Origin of the sequence: Streptomyces sp. B21-105 (assembly GCF_036898465.1) — a bacterium.
Classification (GTDB): domain Bacteria; phylum Actinomycetota; class Actinomycetes; order Streptomycetales; family Streptomycetaceae; genus Streptomyces.
The window spans coordinates 3,645,842-3,661,583 of record NZ_JARUMJ010000001.1 but is presented as its reverse complement, the minus strand read 5'-3'; the positions used below and the strand labels follow the sequence as shown (position 1 = coordinate 3,661,583).

Below are 15,742 nucleotides of genomic sequence, written 5' to 3'. Positions count from 1 at the left end.
ACATCCCTGCCCTGGGAGGGCGGGTCTGCATCAGGGCGACAAGCCACTGCTCGCCACATCACCGTGAAGGGTCGTGTCAACGCTCCAGGAGGTTCGCGAAGAACCCCACGTCCGGATCCTCTGGAGTGCCGACGAGCAGCGCCCGGTCCAGCAGGACGTTGTTGTGCTCGCAACTCGTCTCCGGGAGCATCACGCAGGCGTGGCAGGCAGCCATGTTCGTGCCACCGATGCCGGACACACCGCTCTCCATGCAGAGCGGATCGGAGGAGCACCACTCGGCACGGCGGACGGCGGAGCGGACCGTCTGATCCAGCAGATGCGGTTCGCCTTGTGCGACCAGGCCGCCGAGGCTGCCCGCCGAGTCGCTCGTCGCCGTGTAGATCAGGATTCCGGCCATGTCGTCGTCCGCGTACAAACGCTCGCGGAGTGCCGCCGCCGGGTAACCCGCCTCCAGGCTCCACTCGTTGATGAGCACATGGGCAAGTGTGTGGAGCAGCACCATGCGGGGGGAAGCGGGTGACTGGACGGCCTGGTGACGGTCGCCCGCCCTCTCTTCCAACATGCGCTGATGGGCATTGCGCAGACGTTCCGCGCGGGTCGCCACGCCGACCGCCCGCTCCCAGGAGCCGAGCCGCTGTTCGTCCAGGCGGAGGAACACCCCCTCGCCATGGACAACCATCGCCGGGAGCCACGGCAGAGGACCGTCGGCGAGCGGCACCTCCCTCGCCTCGGTGGACGAGTCGGGATCGGCGAGCCGGGTGAAGGCCTTCAGAGCGCGTACCTCGCGAAGCCGCTTGACCAACATCGGGTCGCCGACGCCGAGAGGCTTCAGCACGGCAGTGTCTCCCTCCGGGGGCTCGCAGAGGAACTGCTCGCCGCGGGTGTGCTCGCTCTCCTCGTTCCCGGCGCGGAGACGCTCGTACTCCTTGTTGCGCAGAGCGCGATAGCGGTGGTCGAAGGTGGGAGCCGTGTCGCCGTCGGGGTCCTCTTCGCGCTCCGCGTCCAGGAGCGTCATCACCACTTCCAACGGGATGGGCGCCTTGCCCTTGAGGGCGGCCTTCAGATACCCCGCCACCTCACTGCGGTCGGCGCACTCGCGCAGCGCGTCCCAGTGTTCGGCGAGCGGGTCCGAACGGCCGTCGCTCCACGGAGGGATGGACAGGGCCGACTTCAACACCGGCTGCCATACGGTGGAGGAACCGCGCTGGAGGGTACGCAGGGGCAGCCCGCATGTCTCCTTCGCTGAATTCCCGAGCCAGGGACGAGCGCCCTGGCACCTGAGTCCGAGGTCCTTGAGTGCCGCCTTGCGGAAGGATCCCTCCATCGAGGCCTCGGGCTTCGGGGTGCAGTCGCAGGAGACGACGATCGAGCGGAGCGAGGACGTACGGCCGGACGAGCGCAGCTTGAGCTTCCCACCGCACTGCTCGGCGACGGCCCCCGGTTCGGTGGACCGGTGGATCCAGTGCCAGTACGGGAACTCGTCGAGGTGCCCGGCTTCGCACGCGACGACGAAGCGGGAGGGGACCAGGGCGACCTCGCAGGTGCCGCAGACATTGCGCCCTTCCGGCGGGTTGAAGTCGCGATGTCGCTGGAGTTCGGCGCACTCCGGGCAGGAGTGCATCTGAGGGAAGCGCCGGACCCGCATGCCGTCCTTGCTGTCGTCGCCGGACGCGGGGGGCAGCCGGAAGTAACCTACGTCGAGGAGCCGAGCCAGCCGCCGTTCGTAGATCCGAGGAGCTTCGTCCGTCGGCCAGCTCTTCTCCGCGTCGTCCAGACCCGAGACGACGAAGGATTCCTGGTCGACCGCGATGAGCGAGCCGACGCCGTAGGTGGTGATGGCCTGAGCGCGGCGGACCGAGCCCCTCCGGGGCAGGTTGTGGGCCGGCGTGCCGCTTTGGCCTGTGCGTCGGCGGCGGGCGGGGGGCGGGGTCATCGGCTTCCCTCCAGGAACAGTGCGGACTCGGCGTCGACGTCGCGCAGGCTCCACAGCGTGGGCCATGCCTCGGGGCCGTCCGTCTCGTCGTCGTACGACTTCAGGATCGAGGGGGAGCGGTTGCCTCGCTGAGGTTCGAAGAGCAGGCCGCTGTGGTTGTCGGCCTCGTCACGCCACCAGTTCAGGAACTCGTCGAACGCCCGGGACACGGCAGTGCTCTCCTTGCTGTCGACTGCTCCGACACGGTCGAGGATGACGTCCTTCACCGTGCTCTCGAGTACTTCCACGTACGACTCGACCTTGGCGGCACCGTCGTTGGGGCGGGCAGCCGGGATCAGGATGCGGGCCAGGGCCACGATCACCGCGTGCAGACCCCGGTCGCGGGCGCGCGCGGAGAACGGGGTGACCGAGGTCGACTCGACCTCCCGGTAGAGAGCCGAATGGAAGTGCTGGAAGCTCTCGTAGTGTGAACGGTCGCGTGAGCGGGAGGAGTTGAGCATGACCGCTACCAACCCCGGGTGCGCGCGACCGACGCGGCTGGTGGCCTGGATGTACTCCGCCGTGGTCTGCGGCTGGCCCATCACGGCCATGAGACCGAGGCGGTCGACGTCCACGCCGACCGCGATCATGTTAGTCGCGAGGAGGACATCAACGGCGTCCTCGTCGGGGTAACACTTCTCGATGCGCTTGAGACGGGTCGGGATCTCGCTGGCGTCGACACGACTCGTCAGCTCCGAGTAGTTGGGGATCGGTCGGACCTCTTTCCCCTCGCGCTCGGCGAGCAGTTCCAGATACGCCACCACGTCGTCGTGGACCTGAAGTTCGGCGGCCGAGAGCAGCCGCAGGCTGTTGAAGTAGCCGACAAGGCTCCAGTACGTGTCCTTCACCCTGTCGTCCTCGGTGTCCGCGTGCATCGCCCGGTGCAGCAGCGTGGCGTACGTGCGGATCAGCAGCGTGGACTGGCTGGTGCCGGGGGCCAGGAGGCCGATGTAGCGGCGACTCGCCTTCTCCTCGCGAGGGGTCTCCACCGCGAACCACGAGTCGCGCGCGTCCAGGCCGGCGGGCGGAAACTGGCGTACGCCGCGGGCGAAGAGGTGCTTGCCCTGATCGGCGGCGCGACGGATGGTCGCGGTGGAGGCGATGACCTTGGGCTTGTTCGCGAGGGCGTCCACCGCCGTCTCGTAGAGGCCGGTCAGGGTTCCCAGCGGGCCTGAGATCAGGTGGAGTTCGTCCTGGACGATCAACTCGGGCGGCGGAGTGGGGTCGTCGGTGTCGTTCCGGTTGAACAGCGCCGCGGTGGCGGGACGCCACGGCATCGACGCGAACTTGTCGACGGTGGCGATCACCAGCGTCGGCCGTGCCGCGTACACCGCTTCGTCGACCAGGTGGACGGGCAGTCCGTCGGCGAAGTCGCAGTCTTCGGCGGGGCAGCGGACGAACATCCGTCGGGCTTCGACGTCGGCCTCGTAGTGGCGCGCGTCGAGTCGCTCGCCGCACCAGGGACATGCGTGCAACTGGACGGGGTTCTCCTTGGCGAGGCTCCTGCCGAGGTTCCGCCGCAGCTCTACAAGCTTCTCGTCTGCCTTGGCCAGCGTGTTGGGGGTGGCCGAACGGCCCACCCACATGCCGACGGAGAACTCCTCTGTGCCCAGCTCCGGGGTACGGCGACGCAATTGTTCCATCGCGCAGAGCAGGATCGCCGCGCGCTCGAACTGCTGAAGGGTGAGCAGTCGCAGCGTGTACCGCATGATGACTGTGACCCCACCGCCAGCCGCATTCTTTCGGATACGGCGCAGGAACGACGTGAAAGCGATCAGGCCGAGATAGGCCTCCGTCTTGCCACCACCCGTGGGGAACCAGAGCAGGTCGGAGAGCTTGCGATCGTCGTGGCTCGGGTCGTCGACCCCGGCCAGGCAGAGCAGCACGAACGCGATCTGGAACGGGCGCCACCGGCCCTTGGCCAGGTCGGGCGTACCGACCCGCCCCTTCCGCACCCAGTCGCTGCGGGCGCGCTGGTCGGCCATGGCACGGTTGGCCAGCCGGAACGCCCGCATCAGCTCGGGCTTGGTCCGCAGCAGTTCGATGCCCTCCCGGATGCGTCCGAGAGCCTCGTGGCAGGCTGCCACCTGCTTCCGCGCGGGCTCCTCGTGGTGTGTGCCGGCCAGTGCCTCGGCCTCGTCCCGCTTGCGGTCGATCCACCGCTCGTACCCCGAGGCGAGATTCTCCAGCGCGGCCAGGATCTCGGCGTCAGACTTCTCCGCCAGCTCCAGCATGGATAGTGCCGAACTGTCGATCTCCGGGTTGGAGTCGGTGAGCAGCACCTCCACGGACGGTACGAACTGGCTGCGCACCTCGGGGACGCCGCCGTCGGTCGTGTCGGTCACCCCGATGGGCGACGGGGTCCAGTCCCATTCCGCCGAGCAGCCGTGCCCGACGGCGAAGGTCGGTGCGTGCCGGTGCAGCAGCCGACTCATGGCGATCTCCGGGTCGTGGGAGGTCGTCCTGGCGGACCGTTCGACGAACGCGGTGGAACCGTCGGCGGCGCGGACCCGAAGACCGCACTGGAACAGGGAGAATGCGTCTTTCAGGTCATACTTGCCGACCTGTTCCGCGTTGATCAGGGTCACCGTGACGCTGACCACTCCTCGTGGATCGGGGCGACGGACGATCGCGTGCAGGTCGACCTTTCTGTCGGCGTGCAGCCGAGTCTGTACACCGCTGCCCGGCACGGTGACGTCGAGCGTGTGGTCCGGGAGGTCGAGTTCCTCCCGCCGCCAGTGCTCCCGCTGGGCGGACAGGGTGCGGGCCTCGGCCCGGCGTGCTTCGACCGGCCTGCCGTCCCCGTCGGTCGGACGATACGCGGCGGCGCGCGTCGAGACCACGATCGTCCTGCTTATGTCCGGGTCGACCGCAAACGTCAGGCCCATGGAGGAGGGCCGACGGTCTCCGGGCCGCCCCGGGTCCCGCTCCGCGCCGGACTCCTCCACACTGTCGCGGGTGAGCACAGGCGCGGCGTCCAAGCCGTCCTGCTCGGCGGCCTCCTCCTTCCGAGCCTCCGCCGCTCCCGTGTCCGCCGAACCCGGGTACAGCACCCCGGTCGGGTAGCGGTCGATGGGAGTGTCCTGGGTGAGGATCTCGTTCCGGTCGTCCTTGTCCGCGTCCTCGGCGGGGCCGAGGAGTTCGCGGCGGAGCCCCACGAGGAGATCTTCGTCTCGCACGCGGTAATGCTCGCTGTGCCCGTCCGCCCCGTTCGTCACGTGTTCCGCTCCTCGTCATGGTTCGTCCACCGGTACCGTCCGATGCCGGTGATCCTGGGGGCGATCCACACGCCCCGGTCGCCGAGACCGGCGTTGGCGCCGGCCGCGGTGCTGCCCGTCACGGTCTCCGTAGTGTCGATCCGCAGGCCGTGGATCTCGGCAGGCCAGGAGGGCTCCCACGTTCTGCTCACCTTCTGCACGCGGAACAGGTCCTCGCGGAACCGCCGCGAGGTCTCGCCGATCTCCCGTCGTTCGTGCAGCAGGGCGTAGGGCGGGCTCTGCGACTCGCCCATGGGCATGTCGTGCCGCTTGCGGAGCACCACGGCGTGCCCGGGTGCGACCCGCTCCAACAAGTACGTCTGGATGTCGCGGGCGTCCCCTTCGGCGCCCGGCGGGTCGTCCCGATCCACGTCGCCCGCCTCGGCGACGATGCCGAATCGTTTGTACGACTGCCAGCCGCCGAGGTAGCGCCGGCCCACGCCTCGCTTGCCCGTCCGTCCGAAGTGCGGCAGCTCCGGGGGTTTCACGTGGTACAGGTCCTGTCGGGCACGGGTCATCGCCACGTAGAGGGCGCGTGCCTCGGCCGGCAGGTCCAGGTCGGCCGCGTACCGGCGTTCGAGTTCCTCGACACTGGGAGGGGTCAGGAGGATCACCCGGTCGAACTCCAGCCCCTTGGCCCGGTGGACGGTCGAGACGACGATCCGGGTGGGCTCGGGGTCGGCCGCCTCGTCGGGGAATCTGCCGGCCGCGACCGCGTGCCGCAGTCGGACGAGGTCGAGCACGCCCCGCGCGGACCCGCGGGCCGCCCGCCGCAGGACGGGCCACAGCATCGAGGGGTCCGGTTCGAACGGCAGGGGGATCTCGGCGAGCAGGGCCCGGAACCGGTCCGCGCTGAGAGCTGTCGCGTCGGTACGACGAAGCAACTCGGCGACCCAGTACGGCACGGGACGTTCTTCGAGCGGACGCCGCAAGCGGTGTTCGACGCCGTGCGCGTGCAGCAGCTCGGCGACCACCAGGGCTTCGTGGTTGTCGCGGGTGAGGATCGCGCACGTGTCGGACAGATCACGCAGCCCGGACAGGGTGAACTCGTCGTCGAGGTCGCCGATCCCGTTCGCCGGGTCCACGAGCAGCTCGCGCAGCTCGCCGTATAGCGTGCCGGCTTCTTCCCGATCGGTGAGCCGTTGGAGACGCGGGCCGTGCGTCAGCGCCACCCGGGCCTCGTCGGTCGTGGCCCGGAAATTGCCGGTGAGCTCCAGCTCCACCAGGTCATCGGGGTAGGAGACGCGCAACCAGTCGAAGAACCGGCCGGTCTCGTCGAGCCGTTCGGCCGGGTCGGCGATCTGGAACCCGTACACGGACTGGGCCATGTCCCCGACCACCGTGAAACCGCAGCTGTCCCGGTATCGGTCGAGCAGCGTCTCCACCAGTTCGCGACGCACGCCCAGCAGATCTTGCACCTCGTCCACGACGACGTGAGAGGGCGGATCGGAGTCGCCGATCTCCAGGGCTCCCTTCTCCACCGCGTCGACCGCCGCGGCGATCCGCTCGTCGAAGCACGTGCCCTTCCAGTCCCCGTCCGGATGTGCCTTGGCGAGCACTCCGTACGCCCAGGCGTCGAAGGTCTGCGCCCGCACCCGGCGGGCCCGCTCGCCGTGCCGGGCGATCCGCTCGCGCAGCTCGCGGGCGGCGGCCCGGGAGAAGGTCAGGACCAGGATCTCGGCGGCCTCCAAAGCCTCCTCCGGGTCCTCGTGGCCACACAGCGCGTCCAGCCGACGCACCAGCGTGTGCGTCTTGCCGGCTCCGGCGCCCGCCGTCACCAACACCCGTGCGCCCCAGGGCTGTTCCACGACGGCCCGCTGCTCGTCCGTGAGCAGGGGGCTGTCCAGATAGGCGTCGGTCACCTACGGCTCCAGAGGTGTTCGAACTGGGTGAACGCGAGCTGGGTGTCGAAGTTCGCGATGTTGTCGCTGACGTTGAGGATCAGGCAGGTCGGCTTGCCACCGTTCTTGGGGCCCCGCAGACCGCGACCGATCATCTGCTGGTAGACGTTGGTGCTGTACACCGGGCGTGCCACGACCACGACACGGGTGGCGGGGGCATCGAATCCCTGCGTCAGCACGCCGTAGTTGGTGAGCACGCGGATGCGCCCTTCCCGGAAGTCGTCGATGCGCCTACGACGGTCCTGCATGCTGCTGGTCGAGTCGACGGCCGCGGAGGGCACGCCCCGGTCGTTCAGCAGGGCGGCCAGTGAGTTGGCGTGGTCGACGGAGGTCGCGAACAGCAGGGTCGGCCAGTCCTCGGGAAGGCCGGCCACTTCCTCGACGATACGGAGGCTGCGTGCGTGGTCCTCCGCCAGGCGCTGCTCGGCCGAGCGGGAGAGCATGGCCATGCGGTCCGCCTGGACCTTCTCGTCACTGGTCAGCTCGATGCTGCCGCCCTCCAGGGTGCGGTGCTCGACCTGAGCGAGCATGCCCCACTCCTGGAGGTCCCGGTAAGGGTTGCCCGAGGGGAAGACGCCCTCGTCCAGACGGCGTCGGCCGAAGCGGCCCACCAGACGGCCGGTCTCCTCCTCATTGGTGTTGCGGAAGGGGGTGGCGGTCAGACCGAGCAGATGCCGTCGGGTCTCGTACTGCGTGAGCCCCAACTTCCCCAGGATGTCGGTGTATCGGGGCGAGATCGCGGTGTGCGCCTCGTCCACGATCACCAAGGAGGCCTTCCGCAGCCACTCGTAGGCGTCGCCGTCCAGGCACCGCTCCAGCTTGGCGTCGGTGGCCACCACCAGATGCGGGTGCCCCTGGACGTCACCGGCCTCGTTGCCCCCCCAGAGCCGGCTGATCGTGAGCGGACGTTCCGCACCCACCTTGCCCCAGACGAACTTCCAGCTCTGTACGGCCTGCTCGCACAGTTCCTCGGTCTGTGCGATCCAGAGCAGCGGCCCCTCCAGGTCGCCCACCCGCTTCACCCAGCGGATCACGGCCTCGGCCGTGACCCGGGTCTTGCCGGCACCGGTGGGCAGGGAGAGCATGGCCCGCTGCGGCGCCAGTCGGTCGAGCAGGGTGGTGATGTTGCGGACCAGATCCTCCTGGTAGTCGTGGAGCGCGGGGAAGTCCCGCGGCCCGTCGACGGTCTCGGAGGCGGGCGGGGACGGCGTGCGGGAGCCCGCGAAGGTCATCGGCAGGCCGAGACCGGACACGAACGAGATCGCCGCGGCCGAACCCCCATAACCGACAGGCGCGTTGGGGAGCCGGGCCTGGATGTCACGGGCGTGGTGGTGCAGCACCCTGTCGCCGCGCGCGTTGAATGCCATCTGCGCGACCCGGTGCGCGGACGGCTCCGTGCCCCCCGTCGCCTCAGCCTCGGCGTCCAGCAGACCGTCCGGCAGCCCCGAACGGAGAGCCTCGGCACCGATCAGCAGCTCGATCTTGGTGACCACGTCCGTCGCGTCACGTACGGCCTTCACCGCGGCCTGCACCGCGCTGTCCCGTGCCATCTGTTCCTCACGTTCCAGGACCGTCCGGCAGCCGCTCGCGCCAAGTCCGAGTTCCAGCTCGCGGTCGATCAGCCGGAGCATCGGCTCACGCTCCAGGGGGAGCCGGACCTTGACTGTGGTCCCTTGTCGGATCGCGTCCAGAGCACGGGACTTGGTGCCGTTGTCAGTACGGGTCACCTCCTCCAACTCCGTGCACCGTTGGACCAGACTGCCGCGCAGGGCGCTGCCGAGCCGCTGGCGCAGCGCGGGATACAGCTCGACGAGCGGGACCGGTTCGCCCTCGGGAACCTCGCGGGTCTCACGAGTGATCGCACCCTGGTAGGACTTCATGCCCCACTGCTCGATCATCAGCTCGGCGTCGGCGGCCGTCCCCACGAGCAGCGTGGGGAGCTGCTCCGCACGCAGGGCACGGTACTCGGACGCGCCGACGGCGACGACGATCTCGTCATCGGGGCGAGTGCTCCAGGTGTCGCCGATCCGACAGCGGGTCAGGGAATCCTCGGGGAAGTCCGCACCCAGTCGAGTGAGCATGACGTACGTGTTGCCGACGAACCTGTCGTCCTCGCTGCGGGTCAGCTCCAGCAGGAGCGGTGCCCAGAGCTCGGCCGGTACGTCGTCGACCGTGGTCGGCAACCGCAGTTTCCGGGCCTTCTCGGGGGACAGGTCGGCCACCGGCAGGATGTCGCGGTAGGAGGCCAGCTGAGGTCCGACCGCTTCTGCCAGCGGCTTGACCCCCCGGGAGGTGAGGACCGTGCCGTGCTTCCTGAGCATCCAGCGGATCGGTGACTCGACGGCCTGCCGGGTGCTCGACTGTGCGCCGATCTGACGCGTCCAGTTGTCCACCACGGCGTCGTCCGGCAGGGCTTTGAGGAAGGCTGCGCGGGATTCCTCGGAAAGCGTGGGGAACAGGTGCAGCGGTCCGCCGATGGGCGCTCCCTCCACCTTCAACCGGTTGAGGGTGGGCCTGGGGGCACGCTTGTCCAGCCCGTGCAGGTAGGTCGCGTGGACTGCCTCCCGGTACTCTTCGAACCAGGCCTCACCCTCGGGCCGTGCCGTCGTGGGTCGTTCCCTCGGCCCTACCTGGCGGAAGACAGCGATGTCGTCGGAGTGGAAGCGCATGTCGACGGCGACGCGCGGGTCACGCTCGGCGCTCACCACCGCGCCCGGCAGCATGCAGTCGCGCAGTGGCCGGAACCTCCCGTCGGCCGTCCGCACCCGCAAGGTCCGGGGGACGTCCGGTACGTGTTGGAGCACGGTGTCGATCAGCCGGTGCCCGCCGGCCTGACGGAAGAGGTTCCAGAAGCGCTCCCAGTCGCCGTCGCCGTAACCGTCGAGGCCCCGGTCGAGGACGCTGACGAAGCGGCCCTCCACATCGGCCTCGCGAATGCCGAGCGCGTCGAGGGCGGAGGCCAGTTCGGGGTCCTCGGAGATCTCGGGCACCACGTACACGAGGGATTCGCGGGGCCCGTCGTCGTCGGCGCGGCGGAAAACCTGACCGGGGACCGGCGGCACCATGCCGTGCTCCTCGGTGAGCACGATCCGTGCCCTGCGCGCCTCTTCGACGTAGGACGAACCCGTCCGGACCATGTCCGCCAGGATGCGGACGGCGGTCGCGGAAGTCACCGCGGAGCCGTCCGAGACCAGGTTTTCCAGCCACTCGCGGACGCCTGACCGCTCGTGTTCGGCCGCGTCGAGCACGTGCTGGACCTTTCCCGAACGGAGGATGTTGACCTCCGCCGCGGGGTGCAGCCAGTTCGACGGTCGACCGGGTGTCTCGTGCCACATCCGCGCCCAGGTCGTGATGCGATCCTTGTCGAGGCGTGGGGGAATCCGCAGTTCGGTCGGTACGCGAAGTACGCCTTCCTGATCGGGCAGCGAGGGGCGGCAGGCGGCCCGCTTCCAGATCTCCTGGGTGAGGAAGTCGTCGGCCCAGCTGATCGATTCCTTCGTACGCCCGGGCAGGAGCGGGAGGTATGCGGCGGGGTCCTCCGCCGGCGACAGGGCCGGGAGGGAGTCGACCACCAGGGCTGCGGAGACCCTGATCATCTCCTCGTTGAACGCGGAGGAGTCCAGCAGGTTCTGCCGGTCCTCGTTGGTCTTCCACGCGCCGTTGAGGATGCCGCTCAACGACATCTCGTACTTGGTGGGGAAGAAGGACCAGAAGCGGCCACGTCCTCGGGACCGACTGAGGTGGAGTCCGCTGTCCGTGTCCTTCTCGAACGCCGGTACCGCCCAGGCGAGTTCGAGATCGAGACGGTCGTGCAGTTCACCGGCGTCGGCACGGGCGGCCCGGCCGGGCTCGTACCTGGTGGTGAAGACCCGCCACCGGGTCTCGCGGGGCGATCTGCCCGTGCGTTCCTCCCGCACCGTGTGCAGGTTCCCGTCCCGCTCGGTGGTGAGCACGCGATGGGCCGGAGGAAGCGTCCGGCGGTCCTCCAGTACCACCCTCGCCACGTGCGGGGAGAGGAGCTGGAACCCGAGGGGGAACTCCTCGCGGCTCGCCCCGGTGGAGGTCTTCCCTCCGTGCATGTCCAACGCCAACCTGCCGGCGGCCCCGGGGAGCAGGGGCAGCCGCACGACGGTGGTGGCCCAGCCGAGCAGCTCGTCGAGCACGGGGTCCGCTGCCCGCTCGGCAGCCTCGTCGAGCGGGCGGGCCATCCGCAGCACCGGCGCCTCGAACCGGTCGCCGAGTCGTTTCCGCACGCCGGGGACCGAGCGGATCTGTTCGCATGCCCATTCGCGATCGAACCCGAAGGCCCCCGAGATGCTGAAGAACTGAGGGGTATCGGTGACCACCAGAACGGACTTGACTCCTACGCCGAATCGACCGATCTGGCCGCCCCTTTTGCGGGACATGCTCATACGGAGAATGGTTTCGGCGCCCTCGGCCGTCACCGGTGAACCCTCGTTGGCGCAGTAGAGATGGGTGGCGGTGAGAACCACATGAGTGGTGCCACCGGGCGCGTCAGCGATTTCGTCTGCGGCGTTCTGGACGAGCTCGAAAAGTTGCCTGTCCCCGTACCCGCCCTGGGTGATACGGCGTTCGCCGTTGGCGTGCTCGGGAATCAGCCCGGGGTCGACCTCGTACGTCTGGAGAACACGCGAGGACTGTTCCAGGACGGTCGCGATGACCGGCGACAGCGGCGACGATGACTCGGACACTGCTTCTTCACGGCTCCTGCGGTGGGAGGGACGACGGGACGAGGAAGGGGGTGAGCGGAAACAACGATGCGAATCTGCTCTGAAGTGCGCAGATGAGGACGCCAGGCCGAGGTGCCGCCGGGTTCCGGAGGGCTCGTCCAGGGATTTCACGGTCGAACCTCACGGGCTTCGGTGAATCCTGGAACCGCACATCAGGATTCGTCGAAATCCACGGGCGTGAGCCCGGAAAAGTTGTAGATCTGCTTCTTCCGTGCGTCGTCTCCGTCTGATAAATACTGGAGTTCGAGGCAGTGGATCTCACGCCCGGAAAAAGGTTCGAAAGTGTACGGGAGATCCTTCTCCCCGGAAGACTCTTCCATGACGTTCCGTTTCCTCCTGTTTCGTTTCCGGGTTCTCGTTCCACGAGAGTTTCCGGGAAATTTCACGATGAAGACATGGCTGTGCCGTATGCCGCTCAATAATTCCTGAGCCAGGAGGTAGAACCGCCTTCAACGACCCTAGCAGGTTCACTCGTTCGGGGGATTGGATTTAACGAGCCGACTTCCGGAGGGTGGAATTCCGATTCACTGCAAACGATTGCGATCGGGAAAGTTACGCTTCGGTCATTGTGCGCCGGATCGGCATATTGTGAATGAATAGGACATGTGTGGTCGGCGGTCGACGCCGAGGTCTCGTCAAGCGTTTGTTGACGAGGGGTTGCCTGTCAAATTAGCCTGTTCGGGGCCGTGGACACAACGGCGGAGACACAAGGAGTTAGGGGGCACATGGAGGCCGCTGAGGAGTTCGGGCCCTGGCTGGCCCGTCAGCTTGCGATCTCGAACATGAGCCAGACGGAGCTGGCGAAGGAACTCAAGATGACCCGCGCGGCGGTCTCCGCCTGGGTCACCCGGCGTTCCGTGCCGCGTCCCTCGGTCATGGCGCAGATCGCCGAGGCGCTCGGTACGGACCTCGGCACGGTTCACACGCGCACCGCTGACACCCAGGCCGGTCTGCCCGTCACCTGGTACCACCGACCGGGCTACCGGGACGGAGGGCGCGACGGCGGCAACGCGGCGGCCTTCGCCTTCGACGCGGACGTTCAGGTCCTCGCGCGCGAGACCTGTCAGAACAGCCTCGACGAGCGGCTCGTGCACAACGGCCGTCCGGTGCGCGTGCGGTACACCATCCACGAACTCACCGGCGGGAAACTGGAGGCCTTTCGTGCCGCGATCCTCTGGGACGAGCTCCAGCCCCACTATTCGGCCGTGTCCGAGTCGTCCGCGGATCAGAAGGTCGGCCGGGTCGTGGACGCCGGCGTGCGCGACATGTTCGAGAAGGGTCGTCTGATCCTGCTGCGGGTCGACGACTACAACGCCTCCGGTCTCACCGGAGACGATTACGACGACGGAAAGTTCGCGGCCGTCGTCCGCCGACAACTGGAGAGCCTCAAGTCCGGTTCCGGAGCCGGCGGCTCGTACGGTCTCGGCAAGGCCACCCTCTGGGCGACCAGCGCACTGGGTCTGGTGCTGATCAACTCCACTCTCTCCGTCCCGCACGAGGGACGTACCGAGCGTCGTGTCATCGGACGGTTGGAACTGCCGTGGCGTTCCGTCGGCGGCACCGCGTACGCGGGCCCCGCCTGGCTCGGACGCCCCGACCCCGAGACGCCCAACGCCGAAGTCGTACGGTCCTGGTGGGCCGACGAGGAGACGGTCGAACGCCTTCACCTCACGCGTGACAGCGAAGAGCCCGGCACGTCCTTCCTCATCGTCGGCGCCCACGACGTGGCGAGCCTCGCCCCGGCCAATGACTCCTCCGCCGAGACCGAGACCGACGGCGACGACGACGGCACCCGTGACATCAAGAACATGCACAAGCGCCTGGTCGAGGCGCTGGGTCGCGATTTCTGGGCGGCCATGACCGGAGGCGGCCCCCGCCTCCCGCTGCTGGAGACCTCGGTGCGCACCTTGCGCAACGGCGAGGTCGTCGTGGAGGAGCAACAGGTCGACCCCGTGGAGGAGGAGCCCTCTCGCAGCAGGGCCCTACGAGCTTTCTACGAGGGCACGACCGTGGACCGGCTCACCGAGTCCGGTCAGGTCGCGCTCCGTACCGTCCCGTTCAAGCTTCCCCTGTCCGGCGGTCGGCAGGGCACCCTCGGCGTCCATCAGGGCGTGCTCCTCGTGACGGAGGGCGAGGACAGGGACGGGACTCCGAACCAGGTCCACTCCCTGCGCGGCAACCGGATGACCATCAAGAAGTCGTCCGTCCACGGTCTACCGCTGGGCGTCACGGCCTTCCAGGCGGTGCTGTTGGTGGGGCACGCGGCGGGGGAGTCGGCGCCCTTCGCGAAGGAGGCCGAGGAGTTTCTGCGGGCCGCCGAGCCGCCCGAGCACGACCGATGGGGCCAGACCGAGGAGTTGACGCTCCGCTGGTCCCACAGCGCCCACCATCGGATCGCCCGGCTCACCACGGACGTCAATTCCGCGGTGAAGGAACTCGTCGTCCGCACCAAGCGCCCCGGATCGCAGGAGAGCACCAAGCTCCGCAAGAAGCTCACCGTCCCGCGCAAGTCGACGCCGGCCAAACGCCCGGCGGGTTCGGGCCTGCCGGAACTCTCCGAACTGGACGCCACGATCGGTGAGAAGAGGGAATGGCGTATCACCGCAGAAGTGAAGTTGCCGCGCGCCGACGAACTGCCCGCCATGACCCCGATGGTCCTTCTCGACGTCCGCTCCGGTGGACGGCCACGGCTCGACTGGGCCGAACTCGTCGCGGTGGAGGGCTGCGAGGTCCGGGACGGCGTACTCCACTTCACGCCCGGTGTCCGTCGGGCCGTTTTCCGCGGCGCGACCGATCCCACCAGCCATCCGGTTCGCACCGAACTGTCGCGACTCGTACTCGAGCTTCGTGCCGGGAGTGAGGCATGAAGTTCTATCCGTACAAGAGGCTCAACCGTCCCATTGCGCTGAGGGTGACCTCGGTCTCCCTGAAGCTGCCCGACGGTTCGCGTGACCGTCTGGACACCTCGTCCTTCTCGACCCCCAAGCGCACTGTCGCCCTGGGCGTCGCCCAGCACGAGGACTGGGTGACGGCCCGGATCGCCCTGTCCGCCACCTTGCCGCCCGGGGCCACGGACGCTGGCGCCCCGTGGAGCGAGCTGCGGGTCCTCGCGGTACTGACCGACGGCGACACCAACGTGCGTACCTCCGTGGACCTCACACAGGACGGCCCGGACAGCAAGGAGTGGTCCGGGACGATCGACGTACGCCGTGACGACCACGCGGGCCGCGCCTCTCTCACGGTCCACGCTGTGGCCACCGTCGACGGCATCCCCGGCAGGGCGATCACCGAGACGGATGCCGACTGGAAGATCGACACCACGGCGGAGGAGCCGCTCGAAGGCCTGGCCCTGGACGTGAAACGGACGGGCTTTTCCAAGAGCGCCCGTGAATGGCTTCGCCCGTACGCCGACGCGCCCTGGATCGTCGACGCCTCGGGCCGGCTTCCCCTGGTGATGATCAATACCGACGTGGAGGGGTTCGCGGACCTTCTCGACGGTGAAACCGGCGGGATGGAGAACAAGGTCCACGAGTTGTTGCTGTCCCAGATGGCCACGGACGTGTGGACGGCCGTCTTCCACAGCGCGATCGGCGATCTGGAGATCGAACCCGATGGGTCGCCGGTCTTTCCCACCGACTGGAGAGGGGAGGTGCTGCGGGACATGCTTCCCGACGTGGTACCCGGCCTCCGTCCCGAGGACGCCCTCCACCAGGTCCAGCGCCGACGGACCCAGGACGCGGGATGGGCCGAACTCCAGACCCGCATCCATTACGCGGCCGTACGTCGAGCGGGAGCGCGCCAGTCGCTCACCAACATGCTGCGCGCGCTCCAGCGGAACAATTGGGAGGACCAGCCGTGAAC

The 15,742-nt window shown here is 68.5% G+C and carries 7 protein-coding genes; 2 read left to right on the top strand and 5 right to left on the bottom strand.

Annotated features, from left to right (window positions below):
* Positions 1–76 precede the first annotated feature (76 nt).
* The 5 genes from drmB to QA802_RS16425 all read right to left on the bottom strand — a co-directional run bounded on the left by drmB (position 77) and on the right by QA802_RS16425 (position 12,201).
* On the bottom strand, positions 77–1,933 hold the full coding sequence (gene drmB, locus QA802_RS16445) for a DrmB family protein (RefSeq protein ID WP_334522980.1): 1,857 nt from the start codon (positions 1,931–1,933) through the stop codon (positions 77–79).
* Positions 1,930–5,190 (bottom strand): helicase-related protein, encoded by a 3,261-nt coding sequence (locus QA802_RS16440; protein ID WP_334522977.1) that lies wholly within the window; start codon positions 5,188–5,190, stop codon positions 1,930–1,932. The genes drmB and QA802_RS16440 overlap by 4 nt, the downstream gene beginning before the upstream one ends.
* Positions 5,187–7,091: a UvrD-helicase domain-containing protein gene (locus QA802_RS16435; protein WP_334522974.1), complete on the bottom strand. Its 1,905-nt coding sequence runs from the start codon at positions 7,089–7,091 to the stop codon at positions 5,187–5,189. The genes QA802_RS16440 and QA802_RS16435 overlap by 4 nt, the downstream gene beginning before the upstream one ends.
* Positions 7,088–11,842, bottom strand: a complete 4,755-nt coding sequence (locus tag QA802_RS16430; RefSeq protein WP_443042127.1) for a DEAD/DEAH box helicase — start codon at positions 11,840–11,842, stop codon at positions 7,088–7,090. Before QA802_RS16430 ends, QA802_RS16435 begins: the two co-directional genes overlap by 4 nt.
* A 191-nt stretch (positions 11,843–12,033) precedes the next feature.
* On the bottom strand, positions 12,034–12,201 hold the full coding sequence (locus tag QA802_RS16425; protein WP_334522972.1) for a hypothetical protein: 168 nt from the start codon (positions 12,199–12,201) through the stop codon (positions 12,034–12,036).
* Positions 12,202–12,606: 405 nt separating this feature from the next.
* On the opposite strand from QA802_RS16425, the gene QA802_RS16420 reads away from it, so the two are divergent.
* Together QA802_RS16420 and QA802_RS16415 are read left to right on the top strand one after the other, a co-directional pair.
* The gene (locus QA802_RS16420; RefSeq protein WP_334522969.1) at positions 12,607–14,748 is read left to right on the top strand and encodes a helix-turn-helix domain-containing protein; all 2,142 of its coding nucleotides are present in this window, start codon (positions 12,607–12,609) and stop codon (positions 14,746–14,748) included.
* The gene (locus QA802_RS16415) at positions 14,745–15,740 is read left to right on the top strand and encodes a hypothetical protein (protein ID WP_334522965.1); all 996 of its coding nucleotides are present in this window, start codon (positions 14,745–14,747) and stop codon (positions 15,738–15,740) included. Before QA802_RS16420 ends, QA802_RS16415 begins: the two co-directional genes overlap by 4 nt.
* Positions 15,741–15,742: the final 2 nt, after the last annotated feature.

Coding starts and splice junctions, on each gene's coding strand:
- QA802_RS16425 (WP_334522972.1), bottom strand. CDS start 12,201: ATGGAAGAGTCTTCCGGGGAGAAGGATCTCCCGTACACTTTCGAACCT.
- QA802_RS16420 (WP_334522969.1), top strand. CDS start 12,607: ATGGAGGCCGCTGAGGAGTTCGGGCCCTGGCTGGCCCGTCAGCTTGCG.
- QA802_RS16415 (WP_334522965.1), top strand. CDS start 14,745: ATGAAGTTCTATCCGTACAAGAGGCTCAACCGTCCCATTGCGCTGAGG.
- drmB (WP_334522980.1), bottom strand. CDS start 1,933: ATGACCCCGCCCCCCGCCCGCCGCCGACGCACAGGCCAAAGCGGCACG.